This window comes from Gammaproteobacteria bacterium (assembly GCA_013817245.1).
Lineage (GTDB): Bacteria > Pseudomonadota > Gammaproteobacteria > HTCC5015 > HTCC5015 > JACDDA01.
The window spans coordinates 199,212-219,819 of record JACDDA010000003.1 but is presented as its reverse complement, the minus strand read 5'-3'; the positions used below and the strand labels follow the sequence as shown (position 1 = coordinate 219,819).

Below are 20,608 nucleotides of genomic sequence, written 5' to 3'. Positions count from 1 at the left end.
ATTTTTTATGAAGAAAGTTAGTCAGGCTAATGAAGCGCATTTTCTGGAGCAAATTCCTAATGTAGGTAAGGCGGTGGTGCATGATTTGCATCTGCTGGGTATACAACAGCCGCATGATTTGAAAAAGCGCGATGCTTATCAGTTGTACGTTGCCTTATGTGAAAAAACGCGCCTTTATCATGATCCTTGTATGCTCGATACTTTAATTGCAGCTGTGTATTTTATGGATGGGAAAGGGGCAAAGAAGTGGTGGGATTTTACGATTGAGCGAAAAGCGCGTTTCCATGAAGTCGAAGCGCAAGTCAAAATATTTAAGCGTTAAATTATGAATTTATTTTCTATCTTTAATGAGAAAGCGCAATCTAATCTGGATCAGCCGGTTTTTTATACTGATGAAATTACTTGGACGTATGCTGATTTATATCAATGCGCTGCAAAATTCTCGGCGTGGCTAGCATTTAATAATATTCAAGCAGGCGCACGCGTCATGGTCTGCGCGGAAAAGCGCGTAGAATTAATTGCTTTGTATTTGGCTTGTTTGCAGCGCGGCATTATTTATGTGCCGCTGAATCCTGCGCTGACGGACACTGAATTACACTATTTTATTGAAGATGCAGAGCCTAGCGTGTTGTTGCTGGAATCTTCGCGCGCATTAAAAATTGATGCGCTAGCGTCGCGCATTATTAGCATAAACGAATTTTTAAATAGTCCCTTATCAGAAATAGTAGACAGCGATGTTGTCTTGGATGCGCAAGCCCCCGCCGTTATTTTGTATACCTCAGGCACTACGGGCAAACCGAAAGGCGCTGTGTTAACGCATGCCGGATTGTTAGCCAATGCGCAAGCGTTAACAAAAGTGTGGCGTTGGCGACAAGATGATGTGTTGCTGCATGCATTGCCAATTTTTCATATCCATGGTTTGTTGGTGGCTTTGAATATTGTTTTGTTGAATGGCAGTAAGGCTTATTTTTTGCCGAAGTTTGATGTGCGCAATGTGCTGCATGTTTTGCCGAAATGTTCGGTGATGATGGGCGTGCCGACTTATTATTCACGTTTATTAAATGATGCGATTTTCGGTCGTCAGCATTGTTTAGGCGTGCGTTTATTTATTTCTGGATCTGCACCTTTGCCTTTGTCGCTTCATGAAGCATTTATGACACGAACGGGTTGCGCTTTGTATGAGCGTTATGGCATGAGTGAAGCGGCGATCATTACTGCTCAGGCTTTGCACGATAAACGCAAAGTGGGCAGTGTGGGTAAAGTTTTGCAAGAGGTTTGTATAAGAATTAACAATGACGTCATGCAAACTTCGGTGGCTGATGTGGTGGGTGAAATTTACATTCAAAGTCCTGCGTTGATGCAAGGTTATTGGCGTAAACCAGAAGCTACGCAAGATAGTTTTGAAAAAGCGTGGTTTAAAACCGGTGATATGGGTTATGTAGATAAAGACGGCGATTTGTTTATTGTGGGTCGTGCTAAAGAAATGATTATCAGCGGCGGTTTAAATGTTTATCCTCAAGAAGTAGAGAATGCATTGTTAACTATACAGGGTGTACACGAAGTTGCGGTGTTTGGCTTGCCGCATGCCGATTTGGGTGAAGCAGTTACGGCTGCGATGGTATGTGATGACGCGTGTGATGAACAGCTTATCCGATCAGCATTGAAAGAAATCTTGACGACCTATAAAGTGCCTAAGCGTTTTCTGTTCGTTACAAGTTTGCCGCGCAATGCGCTGGGTAAATTGCAGAAAAATGTATTGCAGCAACAATATACTGATTTGTATCAGAATTTGTATCGACCATAGCATTTTAACAATATCATTATGTCAGGAGATAATATTATGAAGAAATCATTAGCCGTTTGGGTAATGCTCGCGAGTAGTTGGTTGGGATTAACGACTGCTGCGCAAGCGGCACCTGAAACCTATGTGTTTGATAAGTCACATACACGCATATTTTTTGATGTCAATCATTTAGGTTTTTCACAATATCGCGGTATGTTTCATGAGTATGACGGGACGTTTGTATTTGATGCTAAGAATTTGGCAAAAAGCAAAGTGGATGTCACCATTCAAATGACTAGCGCCGATATGTATCATGACAAAATGAATGAGCATTTAAAGGCTGATGACATTTTAGATGTAGCAAAATATCCTACGGCGCATTTTGTTAGTACCGCAGTTGAAAAAACTGACAAGGGTGCAAAAGTGACGGGTAATTTGACGTTGCATGGTGTTACTAAGTCAGTGATCTTAGACGTAACCTTTAATGAAGCTAAACCACATCCGATGAATAAGCAGTTCACCCGCGGATTTACGGCGTTGACGGTGCTGGATCGTGGCGAGTTTGGAATTGGTTATGCAGTGCCGATGGTTTCCAAAGAAGTAAATCTTTATATTTCCGTGGAAGCGCAACGTACGCCAGCTACGGGTAAAAAATAAATGTATTAAATTTATTGGCCGAGTGCATCGAGCAAGATGCGCTCGGTTAATATTTGCGGTAACACGGTGACGTTATCGTTTGCATCATAATAAACATACAACGGCACGCCACTGCGCTTGAATTCAGCGAGATACGCAGTAATCGCTGGATCGTAATTTGTCCAATCACCTATTAAATAAGTAATATTTTTTTCCACAAATATTTTATTCGCGTTATTAGTAAAAGCTACTTTTTCATTGACCATGCAGGTGATGCACCAGTCAGCGGTCATGTTGACGAAGACAGGTTGATGCGCTGCGCGTAAATCTGCCAAGCGTGCGGGAGTGTAAGGTTCAGTTTCAATGCCGGCATGCGCAGTATTAGATGATGTTGCATGTTCAAGCCCCGACGTTTTGCTGACAGAGTGTAAGGCCATAACTGCCGCAACGATGGCTAACACCATGAAGCTGATGCGTAAAAAAGTTTTCCATTGTTTAGTCATAACCCACGTAGCAAAACCTAGCGCCAAACAGCCTAATAAAATAATGCCGATAGCATTAGGCCCGCTTTGTCGTCCCAAGACCCAGATCAACCAGATGGCAGCGAGATACATCGGGAAGGCAAGCAATTGCTTGAAGGTATCCATCCACGCGCCAGGTTTAGGTAATAGACGTTGCGCAGCGGGAATTTGGCAAACTAGCCACAGCGGCAGCGCAAAGCCAATGCCCAATGCTAAAAATACGGCGAGTGCGATACCCATGGGTTGCGTCAGGGCAAAACCTAAGGCCGGCGCCATGAAGGGCGCGGTGCAGGGCGTTGCAACCATGACGGCGAGGACGCCAGTAAAAAAAGTACCCCACGCGCTGTTGTTATGAGCGAACTTTTGACCCACGCCTTGTAAGCCAGCACCGACTTCAAATACGCCCGATAAATTGAGCGCTACTAAAAACAGTACATATATAAGGACGCCAATGACGAGTGGGTTTTGTAAGTGGAAGCCCCAACCAATTTGCGCACCGGCGGCTTTGATAACTAAAAGCGCGCCAGCGACTATTAAGAAACTGATAATAACCCCGGCGGCAAACACCCAGCCTTGGGCACGAATGGCGGCGCGTTCGGCGCCTGATTTACGGGCAATCGCGAGTGCTTTAAGGGATAACACGGGCAAAACACAGGGCATTAAATTCAGAATTAAGCCGCCAAGAAATGCAAACAGTAGTGCTTCAAATAAACTGAGGCTATTTGCCGTAGTGGTAATAGCTACTAACGGTGGAAGTGCGGTATTTAAAGTGGGATTGATCGCCCACGCGGCGCGACCCGTCCCCGTTTCTATCACGACCACGCCGGCTAGATCGCGTGCATCTCGTTGTTTATTGAGTAAATCTTCTGCCACGGTGGGCAGTGTCGGAATTACCAGACCTAAATGGCTTTTCCCAATGGTTAAAGGTTGCGCCGCTGCGTTATTGATGATGTCGGATGCATAAGGAAAAAAGAAAGCTGCCGTAATATTGTTTAGTAATTGAGCGTCTGCCGAGATGCGCAAATCAATTTGGCTGCCTACGTGATCACCCGCATCAGGCGTAGCATGTGAACTTCCAAATTCACTGCTAACCGTTGCTTCTAATGGTGTTTGATGTAGCGCGTCCAGTATAAGGGCCGCATCCGCCGTGGGCTGGCCTTGTTTACCAACTCGAAGCGTTAGAATTAATTCAGCTTGTTCGGGAATACAGACATCTTTACAGACCAACCAACGCGCATGCGCTTTCAAAGTAACGGTATCGGTTTGCAAATCAGCGGGAACGGTAATTTGTACGGGTAATAAAACGTCGGCCGGATAACCAAAACTTACAACGGGTTCAGAAGGTAGTCTTGAAGGCGCTGGCCAATGAATGGCGCTGGCGGTGAATTGCGCGGGCAATGACCATTCAATACTGGTGGCCTTACCGGCATCACCGGGATTGCGCCAGTAAGTATGCCAATCCTCACTAGGTGTTAATGCCAAACCCACCCAAAATGTTTGGCCCGGACTAATTTGTGTTGTTTCACTCATTAACCGTGCATGGGTTAATTCGGTTTGAACTTCTACAGACGTTGTACTGTTTGCCGGAGTTGCCGCATTTGCCACATTTATTAGTGACGGCAGCACTCCTGCGAAAAACATGAATAAACTAATGAATAAGGTATTTGCGGATCGGTAACAATTCATAACATGCTCTTTAAGATTTGAATGAATCGAACCTGGTGCATCTGCAAGCCATGCTTTGGAATTGCTACAGGATCGTGCTTGAGTGCGCAGTACTTAATCCGCACAACATTAGTGCTATTGTAGCCCAGTGAGTTCCCTAGGTTAAAGGCGAAGTATCAGCCAGTGATGTAATTAGCACTTATGACAGGTCTTGCGTGACATGCAAAGCTCGCATGTTATTATAAGCCACCGCACATTCCTGAAGCATTTGTCGTAGCTGCAATGGAGACGTCATCACGATGGATTGATCCGATGATTTGTATTCCAATGTCGAGCGATGGTAGCTGCATTCTGCTATAGGATTATTTGCAGGTTTGAGATTGTGAATAGCGCCAGTAAACCTGTGGAGCTTAGAGCAGCATGATAAATACTTGTTTAGCTAGCAGGAGATAGAGTGAATAGTTCTGTAACTCGTCAGATAAAAATACTAATACCGATGACGGGTATCACAATAGCTTGCGGAATTTTAATATTCGGCTTAACCGCTTTTACAGTTAGCGCAGCTCCTGCGTCTGTTCTGGCACCTGAAGATAATTTAGAAAAATCAAAAGAAATAGTGAAAAGTGCGCAAAGTGAAGCGTCGGTTGATCAAGGGGCTAATAAATCTGTTATTGAAGCGTCAGTAGATGCAGGGATAGCACAAACGACGGCAGTGGATGCGCCACCGCGAATCCCGATTGAACCTCGGATTGATGCGCCGCTTAAAATGCAACAAAGCGCACCACCGCGTTTTGTAATGGATAAAAACTTTGAGCTTAAATTTCAAGAAATTGGTCAAGGAGACAGTAATCTTTTACCCATTGTTACCGTAGCGCCACCGTATCCAGAACGTGCGCGTAGTAAAGGCTTGGAAGGTTACGTGATTGTTGAATTTACCGTGGATAAATCCGGCAACGTCAAAAATCCGAAAGTACTGGAAGCGGAACCTGTGGATTACTTTGAACTTGTGACGTTAAGTGCGGTATTAACTTGGAAATACAAACCTAAAATAGAGAATGGTCAACCCGTGGATGTTGTGGGTGTGAAACAGCGATTTACCTTTAGTGTTGAGCAAAAAAATCAGTAAATGAATATCCCTTACACCGTGAGTGTCATGGGGTTTGATCAAGGAGAGAGAAATGATGTTTAAATTGAACGTTAATCTACAACATATTGCGAGCCTATTGCTGGCAATAATGTTGTGCGCGACTACTGCGCATGCCGCTGAAACGGAGCAATTTAAAAGCTTAGTGCGCGAGGCCTCACAAGATTGTCGTGCGGCAAAATCAGCCCGTCGTACTGACCTTGTATTAGCGAATAAACATTACGAGAGTCATCTTGCTAAAATTAATCAAGCAGCTCAATTGGATAATGCGGCTATTGCAACTGCTCCTAGCGAAGAAACTCAGCGAGTGTTGGATTTTTGCGTAGGCATTAAAAAAGATTTAGATCGAGCCGCTGCCTTACCTTTGTTTGAACAAGGATTGAAAGAATGTTCACTAGCGCGCATTGCCTTAGCCAATGGTGATTTTGATCAAGCGCGTGAAAAACGTAAATTGTATGATAAAAATAAAACCGACGCTTTAGCAATGAGCGGGTCTGTTTTAGATGTGCATGAAAATTCTTATGAAGTACGACTCTGTGATCGCTTAGGGCTGGACATTACGGAAGCGGTAAATAATTACAAACAACAATTAAATTACACCGTCAAAAATGATCGAGATGATTTTAAGCCGGCGTTAGATGCATTTAATCAAGCGTCCAGTCAATGTCGCGGTGCGCGTAACTTGATTAATGACAAAGATAATTATACCAATGGCACTGTGCAGCAAATAAATAAATTAGTCGCCAGCGCGGATAAAACTTACGACAAAGCGAAAGCTGAATTAGCAAAACTTAACGCTCAAGGATTGGCGCTGAGTGCACCACAAGCAGAACGGTTAGAAAAACTTAAAAAAGAATACAGCGGTTGCGTAGAGTCGATACCCGCAGGTCTTACAAAAGTTGAAGCGACTGTCGCAGAAATGGTGAAAACCGATCCTAAATTTAAATTGCTCGATCGTGATATTCGACAAATCGTAGGCGCGCCGGCGGATTATCCAAAACGCGCAGCGCGACGCGGCACTGAAGGCCACGTACTCGTAGAGTTTACCGTAACCAAAACCGGCGATACCGCCAATATTCGTGTGATAGAAGCCGAGCCTGCAGGTGTGTTTGACGAAGCTGTAATTGAAGCGGTGAGTAAATATAAATATCAACCCGCGACTAATAAAAGCGGTCAAGCTATTGATACGCCTGGCAACCAAAAACGCGTGGTATTTAAATTACAGTAGATGTTTGAATTGAGAATGACATGAGTAGATCACCAGCGTCTTTGCCGTCTCGCCTTCACAACAGGCGAGGACGCGTGGATTACATAAGATTTTTATTGCTCGGCGTGGTGTTCGGGGTGTATGTAATTGGAAATGCCCAAGCTCAACAAGTTTCTCGTAATAATACACAGTCCGTTAATCCCAAAATTTATCAAGGCTTAGCGATAGCAGCTGAGTCTATTGAAGCGGGCAGAACCAAAGAAGGCTTGAGTAAATTGCGCAGTATGTTTACTGACAAGCTAAATCCTTATGAAAGAGCGTCTATTTGGAGTTACATCGCGTATGTTTATACAGCAGAAAAAAATTATGGCGAAGCATTAAAATCGTATGCCAATGTAACGGAGCAATCTAATATTCCTGAAGGAATGGCGTTAAGCGCTATTTTTGCGCAAGCGCGCATTCATTTGTTTCAAGAAAACCATGACAAGACGGTAGAGTTAATGCAGCGTTGGTTTAACGTTGCAACGGAGCCGACGGTAGATGCCTATGTCGTAATGGCGCAAGCGCATTATTTTAAAGGTAATTCTGCAGAAGCCGTGGTGCAGCTTGAAAAAGCAATGGTGCTCGTCATTGAATACAATATCCAACCTAAAGAAGCGTGGCTGCAATTATTACGCGCCAGTTACTCTGATGTTGGCAATGTCAGCAAAACGATTGCTACGCTTGAACAATTAATTCGTTTATATCCTAAAGAAGAATATTTCACACAATTAGCGTCGATGTACAGTGAGCCAGGCCGTGAGCAACAGCAGTTGCAGGTATTAGAAACGGCGAACGATGCGGGTTATTTAAAGAATCCTAACGATTTGTTAGTGCTTGTTTCTTTGCTTATGCATAACAACAAAGCGAGCAAAGCGGCTGATATTTTGGAAAAAGCATTGCAAAATAAAACTATTGAAAGCACACCTGATAATTTGCGAAAATTGGTGCACGCGTACCTGCTCGCCAATGAGCCAGAAAAAGCCTTGCAGATATTAACCGACCTCCCAAAGCTTTCTACCGATGGCGAGCTCTATGTTAATTTTGGCGAAGCTTACACCGGTTTGAATCGGTGGCAAGAGGCCGTTGATGCTTTTAATCTGGCGCTTAAAGAAGAGAAGTTAAAACAGCGCGACTATGTGCGAGCATTATTGGCTCAGGCTTTGTTTTATTTAGGTCGTCATCAAGAAGCTGAGAAAATTTTCAAATCATTAACGAAATCGACAGAAATGCAAAGCGTCGCCACTGAATGGTTAAAATATTTAAATACACACCGTACTTAACACTTAGATAACAGCATTGCTGCAACAAACAAAGCGAGAATATAAAGTAAATGTGGAGTGGATTAATGAAATGCCCGAAATGTCATACGGGCGATTTGGCGCCAGTTAATTATAGCCGTGCTTACACGGTGCACCGCTGTAATAATTGTCACTGTTTATGGTTTCCCGAAGAATCTTATAAAGCCCTCAAAAAAGAATGGATGTCGCAAGCCGCGTTAGATATTGGCGACCCTAAAATTGGTCGCGAGTTAAACAAACTTAAAAATATTAAAAGCCCTGTTACTGGTAAGGTAATGAAAACAGTAATAGATGAGCGTCAGCCTCATATTCAATATGAAGTTGATGTTGATGGTTATGGCGCGCTGTTTGATCCAGGCGAATTTACCGATTATGTAGAAGAAAATATTTCTGATTTTTTTCAAAGCTTTATGGCGAATGTGAAGCAGCGCAAAGACAGTAAAGTGAAGTCTGATTCCGCAAGTGTTGTGTCTGTTGTCGTAAACGAAGTTGCTAAAAAAGCAATACGTAAAAAAATCGCTAAGAAGACTATTAAAAAAGTGGCTGTCGCAAAGAAAAAAATCACTAAGAAAAAAGCCACTAATAAAAAAACGACCAAGAAAAAGATAAATCAGAAAAAATCAGTAACCAAAAAGAAGGGTGCTAAGAAACTGCCCGCTAAAAAGAAAGTCATTAAGCAAAGATCAGTTGGTAAAATAATTGCCAAGGTTGCAAAAAAGATGATTAAAAAAACAGCTAAAAAACTCTCTAAAAAGCCCGCCAAAAATATCTCTAAAAAATCAGTGCAGAAAAAATCTAAAAAGAAATAATAAGTTTGTAAGAAAGTTATTTAAACGGGGCAATAATATCCCGTTTAAATATTGGTTGATTAAAGCAATGGTTTTAAAAGTGGCCAGATATTTTCCAGGATTTTGGGCTGCGCTGCGGCAGTAGGGTGTATGCCGTCGTTTTGCATCATTCCCGCATGGCCAGCGATATCTTTTAATAAAAACGGTAATACGCTTACGTGATAATTTTTTGCCAGCTTGTGATACATCTTGTCAAACTGATGAATATAAGCTGTGCCGTAATTCTTGGGTAAGGTAATGCCTAGCAATAATACTTTGGCATTGCTGGCTTGCGTCGTTTCTACCATATTAGATAAATTACGTTCAATCATCTCGACCGGTAATCCGCGTAATCCATCATTGCCACCCAGTTCGATAATTACAATGTTCGGTTGGTGCTGCGCCAGTAATGCAGGTAAACGAGAGCGTGCCGAAGAGCTGGTGTCACCACTGATGCTGGCGTTAATGACTGAATAAGCAGGCGATTGTTGGGCAAGGCGATTGCTCAAAAGATTTGCCCAGCTTGATTCTGTCGCGACCCCATACGATGCTCCTAGACTATCACCGACGATAAGTATTTTTTTGCTCGGTGTTAGTGGTTCTGCAGCCTGTGCGATAGTGCACAGGCCACACCATAAGCCTACGATGCCGATAAGAATATTTTGCCACAGCCCTTTGTTGGCTTGTTTGATGATTCTGTGCAGCTGATAATACGCTGGCCGATAAGGGTGATAATTGATCGAGTTGTGCATATGTCTGATCCGGAATTTGAAAAGAAAGATTTGTCACTTATTGATGTTGCAAAAAGTACCGCGATGTCATTTTTTGGTGTACAGCGTGGTGAAATACGAGAACGTGATTTTAATAAAGGTAAAATATCACATTTCATTATAGCGGGTTTGATATTTACTATTCTTTTTATTGTGCTTATCTATACCATTGTGCGTGTGATATTGCATAACACAGGTCTGTGAAGAATTTATATGCTGTCCGTGCCCCAACGGTTGAAAAGTGAAATCCTGGCGGTTAATGAGTTGCATCAGCAGCTTGCTAAGCAGCCACAATTGCATGCAACTTTTAATAAGTTACGGCATTGGCGCGGGCAGCGCTTTGAACAGCTGCATGCGGATTTACAAAAAGATAAACGTTATCAATTAGCTGTGCATTTTATTGCGCGGGATATTTTTGGCGCTGCGGATATTCAATTGCGTGATCAGCAAATGGCCACGGCATTTAATACCATGATAAAAGTTTTGCCTGAGAGTTTATTAAACACAGTGTTATTGGCGATGCGTTTAAATCATTTGTCGTTGAGTTTGGATGCGGAATTAACTCAGCATTACTTAGCGCAGGAGTATGCTCTAGCAGAGCCTGTTGCTATCAATGAAGCGCAATATTGTCAGGCGATGCGTCAGCTCGATAAAGCGCAGCAGTTACAGCGCATTGAATTAATTCAGCAAGTCGGTATGAATATTGATGCTGTGGTGCGTACGCCTTTTGTAGGCATAGCTTTGAAAATGTGTCGTGCACCTGCACGCGCAGCGAACATATGGGCTTTGCAATTGTATCTTGAGCGTGGCTTCGCTGCGTTTGAACCTCTGCGAGGCGCTAGTATTTTTCTTAATATGGTGCGTAGCCGAGAAAATACTATTATTGAAAATATTATGTTGGGCGCAGATGATTTTCGATATTAAATATTTTCCGAATCGTTAAATAATTAAACGTCGAGTTTTATTAGCTCATCCAAAATAGCGCGGGTCAGCTCACTCGTGCGTGGCTGCATGTTGGCGCTAAGGGCTTGATAATGGCGTTCACCGTTACGCATATGATGGAGCGCGACGCTGAGTTTGCGCATTTCATCGTTAACCATCATGTCATTCATAAATTGTTGCAATAAGCGTTCGCTGTTAGCGTCACCACGGCCGGCAGTGTGAATTAACTGGGCTAAAGAACTGGGTGCGCCGGCAGGATCTTGCGCGGTGTCGAGGCTCGGCAAAGTGTTGGGGTCTTGAATGCCACGTAAAATAGCGGCGACGATTACCGCATCGTCATGATCCATGTTATCGAGAATATCAAGACTGCGTTCACCGTCCAAAATTTTGCGAACCGCATTGGCTAATGCACCCCATCCATTTTGAGTTGCGATATCTAAACCCGAATACAGTGCAGGGCGTTTAGTGGGTTGAGTAATAGCCGCAATGACTTCATGAATTAAGCTGGCATGCAGTGCTACTAATTCACGATTTTTTGGATCATCAAAAATCATTTATAAATTTCGCTTCGTTAGTGTGAAAAGGTATCGTTTATTATTTTATAAAGCCGCTACTTTTTGCGCTTGTTCGCGCAGTAGTTGCAAGGACTGTTCTGCTTGTTGGCGTCTGCCGCGTTCGACGTCTACAACTTCAGCCGGTGCTTTATCTACAAAGCTGGCATTATTTAATTTGCCGTCTAATCTAATAATTTCATTTTGTAGTTTCGTCATTTCTTTATCTAAGCGCGTTAATTCTGCTTGTTTATCGATTAAACCCGCTAGCGGAATTAATATTTGCATTTGATTGACTAAAGCGGTTGCAGACTCTGGCGCTTTTTCTTCTTTACTTAATAAAGTAATATTTTCTAAACGCGCGATAAAACGCAAGCTGGCGCGATGGGTGTCAACGCGTTGTTGATCGGTAGTGTTATAGTTTTGCAACAGAATCGATAAGGGTTTGCCAGGTGAGATATCCATTTCTGCACGAATCCGCCGCACACCTAAAATAAATTCTTTTAACCATTGGATTTCGGCGCTGGCTGCCGCGTCGATTTTAGTATCTTCAGCTTGTGGGTAAGGTTGCAGCATAATGCTGCTGTTGGCGCTTAACGTTTTACCGGCTAAGGGTGCAATTTGTTGCCAAATTTCTTCGGTAATAAAAGGCATGATGGGGTGTAATAAACGCAGCAATGTTTCTAACACGCGCACTAAAGTGCGACGAGTGCCGCGTTTTGCTGCATCCGTGGCTTCTTTTTGTAATACGGGTTTCGATAATTCTAAGTACCAATCGCAGTATTCATTCCAAATAAAATCATAGATCGCTTGTGAGGCTAAATCGAAACGATAATGTTGTAAATGTTGATTCATTTGCTGTTCAAGAGTTTGCAATTCACTAATAATCCAGCGATCAGCAATTGATAATTCGACGCTGGCTTTTGGATCTAAACCAGTGTCTTGATCTTGGGCATTCATTAATACGTAACGGGTGGCGTTCCATAATTTGTTGCAGAAATTGCGATAGCCTTCTAAGCGATTAATGTCAAAACGAATTTCACGGCCCGCTGTTGCAAACGCGGCTAATGTGAAACGCAATGCGTCAGTACCATAATCTGGAATGCCATCGGGAAATTGTTTGCGTGTTGCTTTTTCAATCTGCGGCGCCATTTCTGGTTTCATTAAACCCGTCGTGCGTTTTTTTACCAGTGATTCAAGATCAATGCCGTCGATTAAATCTAACGGATCAATAATATTGCCTTTCGATTTAGACATTTTCTGGCCATTCTCATCGAGAATTAAACCGGTGATATAAACTTCTCGAAAGGGGACGTCGTCCATGAATTTTAAACCGAGCATAATCATGCGTGCGACCCAGAAGAAAATAATATCGAAACCCGTGACTAAAACGCTGGTGGGATAAAACGTTTTTAATTCAGGGGTTTTTTCGGGCCAGCCTAATGTCGAGAACGGCCACAGTGCAGATGAAAACCAAGTGTCTAATACATCGCTGTCTTGTGTCAGTGTAATATTCTCAGCAAGTTTATGCTGAGCGCGAATTTCATTTTCATCGCGACCGACATATACATTGCCAGCATCATCAAACCAAGCAGGAATTTGATGTCCCCACCAGAGTTGGCGCGAGATGCACCAGTCTTGAATATTGTGCATCCAGTGGTAATAGGTTTTTGACCAGTTCTCAGGAACAAATTTAATGCGACCGTCTTCAACAACTTTAATAGCGGCTTGTGCCATGGATTCGGTTTTGACAAACCACTGATACGTTAAATACGGTTCGACAACGGCATTGGTGCGATCACCACGAGGTACTTTAAGTTTGTGTGGTTCAATTTTTTCTAACAGATTTTCTGTTTCTAAATCGGCAATGATTTTTTTGCGCGCTACGTAACGATCTAAATTTTGATATTGCGCAGGCGCGTTCTGATTGATCTGTGCATCATCATTGAAAATATTTAATAACGGCAATTGATGGCGTTGACCGACGGCATAGTCATTAAAATCATGCGCCGGTGTAATTTTTACGCAGCCGGTGCCGAAAGCAGGATCGACATAGTCATCGGCGATAATGGGAATTTGACGATTGCACAAAGGCAGCGTAATCATTTGACCGATTAAATGTTTATAACGGGCATCGTTAGGATGTACAGCCACTGCTGCATCACCTAATAAGGTTTCGGGTCGTGTTGTTGCGACGACTAAATGTTCTTTACCGTTGGCGAGTGGATAACGGATATGCCACATGAAACCATTTTCTTCTGTCGATACGACTTCTAAATCTGAAATCGCGGTGTGTAATACCGGATCCCAATTCACTAAACGTTGACCACGATAAATTAAACCTTCGGCATGTAAGCGCACAAAAGTTTCGGTAACCGCTTTAGATAATTGCGGATCCATCGTGAAACGTTCACGCGACCAGTCGGGTGATTCGCCGAGACGGCGCATTTGTTTGCTGATGGTGCCACCGGATTGTTCTTTCCAAGCCCAGATGCGTTCGATAAATGTTTCGCGGCCTAAGTCGTGACGCGTTTTGCCGCTGGCATTGAGTTGGCGTTCGACGACCATTTGAGTTGCGATACCAGCATGATCAGTACCGGGTTGCCACAGTGTATTGTGACCTTGCATGCGATGATAACGTATCAGTGCATCCATCAAGGTATGTTGAAATGCATGCCCCATGTGCAAGGTGCCGGTGACATTGGGTGGCGGCAGCATGATGCAATACGGTGTGTTCTCGCCTTGTGGCGCGAAGCAGTGATGTTGTTCCCAGTGTTGGTACCAGCGTGTTTCGATCGCTTTGGGTTGGTAGGTTTTATCCATGATGTGAACAGTATCCGGCAAAAGGGGCGACCGCAGCGGGTCTGTAATAAGGAGCCGAATTATAACTGAATTACGCTACTAACTTGCGCGCTGTATAGCGTCGAAAGCGGTGTGATGAATGGGTCGGTAAAATGGGCGGGGAAAATGAGTAGTTAAGATGAGTGTTTATCTGCTTTCAGATCGGGCAAGCGTTCGTTGAGTAGTTTCCGGATATCGGCGATTAGTTCGGGCAACATTGCATCGACTTGTTGTTTAAGGCGTTTACGAATCACCGCTTCTAAGGCTTGATCTAAATCAGTCATTAACGCGTCATTGACCAATTGCGCAACTTCTTCAGGACGCAATAAACCCGCATGAGTAATTTCACTGCCAGCGCGAACCAAATCCGTAAGCGTTGGAATTTGTAACGGCGGTGTAAGATTGCTACTAGTGAGCGAGTTTTTTTTAGTTGTGGCACGCGTCATGATTAAAATTCCTTATGAGGGATTGGTTTACACTTCATGATGATGCAGTTCTACGGCTTGCTCACGATAAAATGCAAATCGTTGGCGACCGAGGGCTTTGCTTTCGGGATCCGCTGGAATTATTTCAGCTAAGCGTGCAAATTGCGCATAATCATCGAGCACGCCATGATGCAAATTAATACATAACTCAAAATCACCCTCGACGGCGGTCCAAGCAATAACCACGGGTACCTTGTTTAAGATCTCTGCACTCGCATTACCTAATTCATGTGGAATAAAACTACCGGGACGAAACGTCCACAGTTTGTCATCCATGCGCGCCGCTTGACGAGCATCACTGGTGCGCACGCAAGTGCGTACACCTTGTTGAAAAGCTTTTTCTATTAAACGACACGCGAATAACTCGCGATCGGTTTCAGTTTGCAAAATATAAAAATCGATTCTCACGCGCGGTCCAAAGTGATTCAGTATTAACTTTTAGTTGGATGATCGTGCACACGATCCAATAAATATTGAGTTAATAAAGGCACGGGACGTCCGGTTGCGCCTTTATCGTTGCCGCTATGCCACGCGGTGCCCGCAATATCCAAATGTGCCCACCGGTATTTTTCGGTGAAGTGCGCCAAAAACGCGGCGGCGGTAATAGTGCCGGCATCGCGGCCACCAATATTAGCGAGATCAGCAAAAGGACTTTTTAATTGTTTCTTATATTCATCCCATAAAGGTAATTGCCAGAGACGATCACCGCTGCGCTGACCTGCATCTAACAGTGAATCGATTAAAGCTTGGTCATTCCCTAAAACACCGCTGGCAACTTTGCCGAGCGCAATGACACAGGCGCCGGTCAAAGTAGCGATGTCGATGACGGTGTCGGGTTTGAAACGTTCGACATAACTGAGTGCATCGCACAATACCAAGCGGCCTTCGGCGTCGGTATTTAAAATTTCCACGGTCGTGCCGTTCATAGTGCGAACAATATCGCCGGGACGCGTAGCCGCGCCGCTCGGCATGTTTTCAGCAGCGGCAATGATGCCGACGACGTTTAAACCGATACCCATTTCACAACAAGCCACCATCGTGCCGAATACGCTTGCTGCGCCACACATATCAAATTTCATTTCGTCCATGGCTGGACCCGGTTTCAAAGAAATGCCGCCCGTGTCGAAGGTGATACCTTTGCCCACGAGGACGATGGGTTTGCGAGTTTTGCTTGTGCCTTGATATTCCATAACAATTAATTTGCCAGGCTGGGCGCTGCCTTGTGATACGGCGAGAAAAGCGCCCATGCCGAGTTTTTTCATTTCAGCTTCACTTAAAACCTGAACTTTGAGTTGTTTGCTGTAATGTTTTTGTAATTGTTGTGCGCGCTGCGCTAAATAACTGGGATGACAGATGTTGGGTGGCAAATTACTTAAATCGCGGGTCAGCGCCATCCCTTTACTAATCGCGAGGGCTTCGTCTAAACCTTGTTGTTGAGCGGCGCTGGGTTTAGTGAGGCTAGCAAATGTATATTTTTGCAGCGTGCTTTTATTTTTTTCACTTTTGTATTCTTCAAAACGGTACAACGCCTCTGCGCTGGCGATCATTGCGGCACGTAAAACAGTTTGTGCATCGTCATGTTCCGTACTTAATTCAGTCAGATAATTATGGGCATGTGTAATGGCGAGTTTGGCGGCTTTTTGTGCCGCCGCGCGATAAATTTTGCGAATGTCTGCAAGACTGAGTTGTTCGCGTTTGCCGCAGCCCATCAGTAAGACGCGCACTGCGCTGTTTTTAGTCGCCAGATTTTTCGTAGTCGCTTCCGGTAAATTATAAAATAATTGGCTGTCGCCGATTTTGCCTTTGAAGTCGCCGGTTTTTAGATAAGCACTAAAAATTCCGTGATGAGCTTTATCGAGTTCCGTGGCGGCCGTGGTTAAACTTAAGTCTTCATAAGCGCCAATAATCATCAAACCTTGGCGTACGGCGGCGGGCGATTGTTGCTTGAGCGTATAGTCCATTGAAGACTCCGAAAGTATGTTAGGCAGAAGTGTAGCAAGGTATTGGATGTGACGCGAAAGCCAGTTAAATTGCAAAAGAGCCGGATTGCAAAGCTGTTAAGATGCGCAATCGAGGCGTAAACACTAGAAGAGGTTTGAAGTGCGCAAATTGGATCGATATTGCTTGCTAGAGTGGTTGGGCAGCAGTGTGGCCGTCTTGGTAGTGTTGATATTGGTTTTAATGGGGACCGCAGCGCTTAAAGTATTGCGTGATGTTGTCGAGGGACGTTTACCCGGTGATTTATTATTGGTGATGATGGGCTGGAATATGGTGACGTCTTTAGATGTCATTTTGCCCTTGAGCGTGTTTCTCGGTGTGTTGTTAGGGATGGGCCGTTTTTATCGTGATAGTGAAATGGCAGCGATGTTAGCGTCTGGTATCGGTTTATCATCGTTATTAAGACCCATGCTGTATTTTGGCGCGTTGGTGTGTTGCGTTTCGATATTCGTGGCGTGTTTTGCGGCGCCGTATGCCTTGCAACAGCGGTATGAATTACAAAAAATAGCAAGTACCCGTTCGGCGTTGTCGGGTATTGCCGCGGGCCGTTTTAATGCATCAAGCGATGGTCAATATACCTTGTTTGTTGAACGCGCCTCAGCCGATAAAAAAGCGTTGGAATCGGTGTTCCTAAATAGTTTTTCAATAGAAGGTAATGGCTTAGTAACGGCAGATAGCGTGCAAGTGTTGCAGCAATCAGAACACGTGCGTTATTTAGTATTTGAACAAGGCCACCATTACCAATTTGATTCAAAAGGCAGCACTCGTGAAGCCGATTTTGCTCGTTATGGTGTCCGTTTAACAGAAAGTAATTCGCCCGTCGGCGAGAATGCACAAAATCAACTCAGCAAAAAGTCTATTAAGCGCCAATCCACTAATGACTTGTGGCGAAACGATAGTGTTATTGCGAGAGCTGAACTTTATTGGCGTTTAAGTACGCCATTATTTTGTGCGATGTTATTGATGTTAGCGCTGGTGTTGAGTGATGCAAAACCTCGTCAAGGACGTTATGCCCGTCTGGGTATTGCCATCTTGGTATACATTGTTTATTCCAATGTGTTGAGCATTGTTAGACTAACTGTAGAGCGCGAGCAGTTCTTAGGTGGATTTAATTTATGGATGGTGCACCTAGTGATGCTCGTTATTATTGGCGTGTTATTTTGGCAACTTGAAACACTAGATGCACCCGCTGCTGCTAAGGCTACTTCTGCATGAACCGTCTTGATCGCTACATTATTCGTGTTTTATTAAGTAGCACGCTACTGGTGTTGTTAGTGCTGCTCGCTTTAAATGTTTTTTTTGCGCTGGTGGGTGAGTTGGATAGCGCCGGTCAAGGTAATTATAGTTATGTTGATATTTTTATTTATGTAGCTTGTAGTTTGCCGCGCATGACTTATGAAATATTTCCTGCGGCGGTTTTAATTGGCGGGTTATTAGGCTTAGGTAATTTGGCGGCGCAACAAGAATTAACGGCGATGCGTGCGGCAGGTGTGTCGGTTCTGCGAATTGCGGGCGCGGCGGTGCAAGCCGGTTTACTAATGATTGTGTTTTCCGTGTTTGTCGGCGAAGTATTAATGCCATTTTCGGCTGAGTACGCTCAAAAAATGCGTCTGAGCGAACAAAACAAACAAGTCAGCGCAGGACGTAGTGGTGTGTGGATGCGCGATGGTAATCGTTTTGTAAATGTACGCGTCATCCATAATGATGGTTTGTTAGAATTTGTATCCGTTATGGAATTTGATGATCAATCTAAATTGCATCGTATGTTGAATGCTCATAAAGCCCAAACTAATAAAAATAATAACACGTGGGTTTTTTCAGGAGTGACGCAAACGCGCTTTGTTGGTGACCGCGTTGAAAAAACATCGTTAGATACTTTTGAATATGTAGATTTTATTAATCCGGATTTTTTGCGCGTGGCGAGTCTTGATCCTCGTTATATGTCGGCATTGGCATTGTGGCGTTATGTGCAATATCAGGAAACTAATCATTTAGATTCAGGTCGTTATCGTTTGGCATTTTGGTTGAAATGGGCGTTACCATTTTCGGTGTTGGCGATGTTGTTAATGGCGTTACCATTTGCTTTTGGTTCGACACGTTCCGGTAATGCAGGGCGCTTATTATTGTTAGGTGTGTTAGTTGGTTTAAGTTTTTATATATTGATGCAAATGACCGCGCATTTGGCGCAAATATATAACATGTCGCCATTTTGGAGTGCTTTTGGCCCGGTCGGATTAGTATTAGGCATTGCGCTGTGGCGTTTGCGAACAGTGCGTTGATTAACGTAATGAGGGAATAATGAAATTATGAATAGCATGCTGCAATGGTTTAGTTCGCGACGTTTGTTTGCGGGTGGTTTTTTGTTGTGTTTATTCTTGATGATTGCGGCGCTGTATATGGAACACTACATGGGTTTAGAGCCCTGTCCTTTATGTGCTTTTCAGCGTTTGTTTGTCATCGCGATTGGTGTTGTCGCTTTATTGGCTGCTTTACATAATCCGCAGCGTGTAGGCCAGCGAATTTATAGCGCGGTGTTGGCTTTATTAACCTTAGGTGGTTTAAGCGTAGCGTTGCGTCACGTATGGTTACAGCATTTGCCGCCCGATAAAGTACCTGATTGCGGGCCTGGCTTAAATTATATTATGGATACGTTTCCGGTTTTCGACGCATTGCGTTTGATTTTTAAAGGTTCGGGGGAATGCGCGGAAGTGTCTTGGCGTTTTTTAGGTTTGTTTAGTATTCCAGAATTAACGGCGGGGTTTTTTGTGGTGATGTTAATCGTGGAAATTTATATTTTCGCGCGTAAAGCCTAAACACGCGCGAGTTTTTATTAGACGTTATAGATAAGTGAGCGTTTAGGATTAGTTTTCGCTTCTTGTTGTGCTACTTTATCAAACGGAAAAACGGCTATACCGTGATTGTCTGGTGCACGTCGCCGAAGTTGTTCTAAGCGGTCATCACCAATCAAGCGTTCTAAGTAGCGCACATTATGTTCAACTTGTTGCATGTATAAATTATCACCATCAAAAAACGCCGCCGCGTAGTGATACAGCTTATTAAAATAAAAATCTAAACGTTTGCGCACATCGACTCGATAAAAGCTCGGTGTTTTGTAAAGTAAATCTAAGGCAGAAGCAAAAACAACCAACTCTTTCCCATCGCTCAAGGTACGGCAGGCAAGCCCGCCTAATACAAACTCTGGGTATAAGCGATCACGGCATTTTTCTAAGTAGCATCGATCCGCCATTTGCGTCATCAGATCCCCCGTGCCGACAATGCAACCAATCAATCGATCACGCGTATCATCGACGATGACCGCATCTGGTTCCATTTCATAACCTGTTAAATGCACGATTTGGCTGGCCACATTGACGTATTCGCCGAGACCTAATTGTGGAAAATGTTGACGCATAAATTGCGCGCTACGAGATACGTGCGTGCTGGTGTATTCGGCGCCATTACTTAAAGTATCGGTGCTGACTTTGCGAATATAGCCGGAGTCATGAAACAAGGCGGTAATGATTCCGAGTTTGGCGCGGCGTGGACCGAGTGCATCTTGTTTGTCGTGTTGTTTTTCATAGCCCGCAATCATGCGCGCAATGCTTAAGGTCATGTCTAGCGTATGTTGGATATCGTGATAGATCGTATCGCAAGCATGATAGCCAGGATAATGGCCTTCATACAGCGCTGCGAACGTATCAAATGCGACGGTAAGTTGTTGCGTATTTTCGGCTGGATAAAGATGGTTAAACAGTGCGATAACCTCACGTTTAACCGCTTGGGGATCGGTTACACGTACCTGCTCGGTGACATCATATTCGTTGAGTTTGTCGTCAATCGTCATGCGTGTACATTTCCCTGTGCGGGTCTATTGTTGTTCCTGATGAACAGTTGCCCG

20 protein-coding genes are annotated in these 20,608 nt (G+C 43.9%); 12 read left to right on the top strand and 8 right to left on the bottom strand.

Annotated features, from left to right (window positions below; translation table 11 throughout):
• The first annotated feature begins 7 nt into the window (after positions 1–7).
• The 3 genes from H0W44_05555 to H0W44_05545 are packed head-to-tail and all read left to right on the top strand — an operon-like array spanning position 8 to position 2,440.
• On the top strand, positions 8–322 hold the full coding sequence (locus H0W44_05555; protein MBA3581905.1) for a helix-hairpin-helix domain-containing protein: 315 nt from the start codon (positions 8–10) through the stop codon (positions 320–322).
• Positions 323–325: 3 nt separating this feature from the next.
• A complete protein-coding gene (locus tag H0W44_05550; GenBank protein MBA3581904.1) occupies positions 326–1,804 on the top strand; it encodes an AMP-binding protein in 1,479 nt (492 codons plus the stop codon).
• 36 nt (positions 1,805–1,840) lie between these two features.
• Positions 1,841–2,440 (top strand): polyisoprenoid-binding protein, encoded by a 600-nt coding sequence (locus H0W44_05545; GenBank protein MBA3581903.1) that lies wholly within the window; start codon positions 1,841–1,843, stop codon positions 2,438–2,440.
• Between the two features lie 11 nt (positions 2,441–2,451).
• On the opposite strand, the gene H0W44_05540 is transcribed toward H0W44_05545, so the two are convergent.
• Positions 2,452–4,470, bottom strand: coding sequence for a thioredoxin family protein (locus H0W44_05540; GenBank protein ID MBA3581902.1), 2,019 nt, complete (start codon positions 4,468–4,470; stop codon positions 2,452–2,454).
• A 589-nt stretch (positions 4,471–5,059) separates the two neighbouring features.
• Here H0W44_05540 and H0W44_05535 point away from each other — a divergent pair.
• The 4 genes from H0W44_05535 (at position 5,060) to H0W44_05520 (ending at position 9,105) form a co-directional block, all read left to right on the top strand.
• Positions 5,060–5,731 (top strand): energy transducer TonB, encoded by a 672-nt coding sequence (locus tag H0W44_05535; protein MBA3581901.1) that lies wholly within the window; start codon positions 5,060–5,062, stop codon positions 5,729–5,731.
• Between the two features lie 52 nt (positions 5,732–5,783).
• The gene (locus H0W44_05530; GenBank protein ID MBA3581900.1) at positions 5,784–6,977 is read left to right on the top strand and encodes an energy transducer TonB; all 1,194 of its coding nucleotides are present in this window, start codon (positions 5,784–5,786) and stop codon (positions 6,975–6,977) included.
• 74 nt (positions 6,978–7,051) lie between these two features.
• Positions 7,052–8,278: a hypothetical protein gene (locus H0W44_05525; protein MBA3581899.1), complete on the top strand. Its 1,227-nt coding sequence runs from the start codon at positions 7,052–7,054 to the stop codon at positions 8,276–8,278.
• Positions 8,279–8,343: 65 nt separating this feature from the next.
• A complete protein-coding gene (locus tag H0W44_05520; protein MBA3581898.1) occupies positions 8,344–9,105 on the top strand; it encodes a zf-TFIIB domain-containing protein in 762 nt (253 codons plus the stop codon).
• Positions 9,106–9,164: 59 nt separating this feature from the next.
• Here H0W44_05520 and H0W44_05515 read toward each other — a convergent pair whose 3' ends face one another.
• A complete protein-coding gene (locus H0W44_05515) occupies positions 9,165–9,875 on the bottom strand; it encodes an arylesterase (protein MBA3581897.1) in 711 nt (236 codons plus the stop codon).
• On the opposite strand from H0W44_05515, the gene H0W44_05510 reads away from it, so the two are divergent.
• Together H0W44_05510 and H0W44_05505 are read left to right on the top strand one after the other, a co-directional pair.
• Positions 9,876–10,097, top strand: a complete 222-nt coding sequence (locus tag H0W44_05510; GenBank protein ID MBA3581896.1) for a DUF2970 domain-containing protein — start codon at positions 9,876–9,878, stop codon at positions 10,095–10,097.
• A 9-nt stretch (positions 10,098–10,106) separates the two neighbouring features.
• Positions 10,107–10,817: a hypothetical protein gene (locus tag H0W44_05505; GenBank protein ID MBA3581895.1), complete on the top strand. Its 711-nt coding sequence runs from the start codon at positions 10,107–10,109 to the stop codon at positions 10,815–10,817.
• A gap of 23 nt (positions 10,818–10,840) precedes the next feature.
• Here the strand turns inward: H0W44_05505 and H0W44_05500 are convergent, their stop codons facing one another.
• The 5 genes from H0W44_05500 to H0W44_05480 all read right to left on the bottom strand — a co-directional run bounded on the left by H0W44_05500 (position 10,841) and on the right by H0W44_05480 (position 16,673).
• Positions 10,841–11,389 (bottom strand): hypothetical protein, encoded by a 549-nt coding sequence (locus H0W44_05500; GenBank protein ID MBA3581894.1) that lies wholly within the window; start codon positions 11,387–11,389, stop codon positions 10,841–10,843.
• Positions 11,390–11,434: 45 nt separating this feature from the next.
• The gene (locus H0W44_05495; GenBank protein ID MBA3581893.1) at positions 11,435–14,209 is read right to left on the bottom strand and encodes a valine--tRNA ligase; all 2,775 of its coding nucleotides are present in this window, start codon (positions 14,207–14,209) and stop codon (positions 11,435–11,437) included.
• A gap of 152 nt (positions 14,210–14,361) precedes the next feature.
• Positions 14,362–14,673, bottom strand: a complete 312-nt coding sequence (locus H0W44_05490; protein MBA3581892.1) for a hypothetical protein — start codon at positions 14,671–14,673, stop codon at positions 14,362–14,364.
• A 27-nt stretch (positions 14,674–14,700) separates the two neighbouring features.
• On the bottom strand, positions 14,701–15,120 hold the full coding sequence (locus tag H0W44_05485) for a DNA polymerase III subunit chi (protein MBA3581891.1): 420 nt from the start codon (positions 15,118–15,120) through the stop codon (positions 14,701–14,703).
• 23 nt (positions 15,121–15,143) lie between these two features.
• On the bottom strand, positions 15,144–16,673 hold the full coding sequence (locus tag H0W44_05480) for a leucyl aminopeptidase (protein MBA3581890.1): 1,530 nt from the start codon (positions 16,671–16,673) through the stop codon (positions 15,144–15,146).
• Positions 16,674–16,812: 139 nt separating this feature from the next.
• Here H0W44_05480 and lptF point away from each other — a divergent pair, with 139 nt between their 5' ends.
• The 3 genes from lptF to H0W44_05465 are packed head-to-tail and all read left to right on the top strand — an operon-like array spanning position 16,813 to position 19,523.
• Positions 16,813–17,925 (top strand): LPS export ABC transporter permease LptF, encoded by a 1,113-nt coding sequence (lptF, locus tag H0W44_05475; GenBank protein ID MBA3581889.1) that lies wholly within the window; start codon positions 16,813–16,815, stop codon positions 17,923–17,925.
• Positions 17,922–18,989 (top strand): LPS export ABC transporter permease LptG, encoded by a 1,068-nt coding sequence (gene lptG, locus H0W44_05470; protein MBA3581888.1) that lies wholly within the window; start codon positions 17,922–17,924, stop codon positions 18,987–18,989. The genes lptF and lptG overlap by 4 nt, the downstream gene beginning before the upstream one ends.
• Before the next feature lie 36 nt (positions 18,990–19,025).
• Positions 19,026–19,523 carry a disulfide bond formation protein B gene (locus tag H0W44_05465; protein MBA3581887.1) on the top strand — a complete coding sequence of 166 codons (498 nt, stop codon included), beginning with the start codon at positions 19,026–19,028 and terminating at the stop codon, positions 19,521–19,523.
• A gap of 17 nt (positions 19,524–19,540) precedes the next feature.
• On the opposite strand, the gene H0W44_05460 is transcribed toward H0W44_05465, so the two are convergent.
• A complete protein-coding gene (locus tag H0W44_05460; GenBank protein ID MBA3581886.1) occupies positions 19,541–20,554 on the bottom strand; it encodes a hypothetical protein in 1,014 nt (337 codons plus the stop codon).
• Between the last annotated feature and the right edge of the window lie 54 nt (positions 20,555–20,608).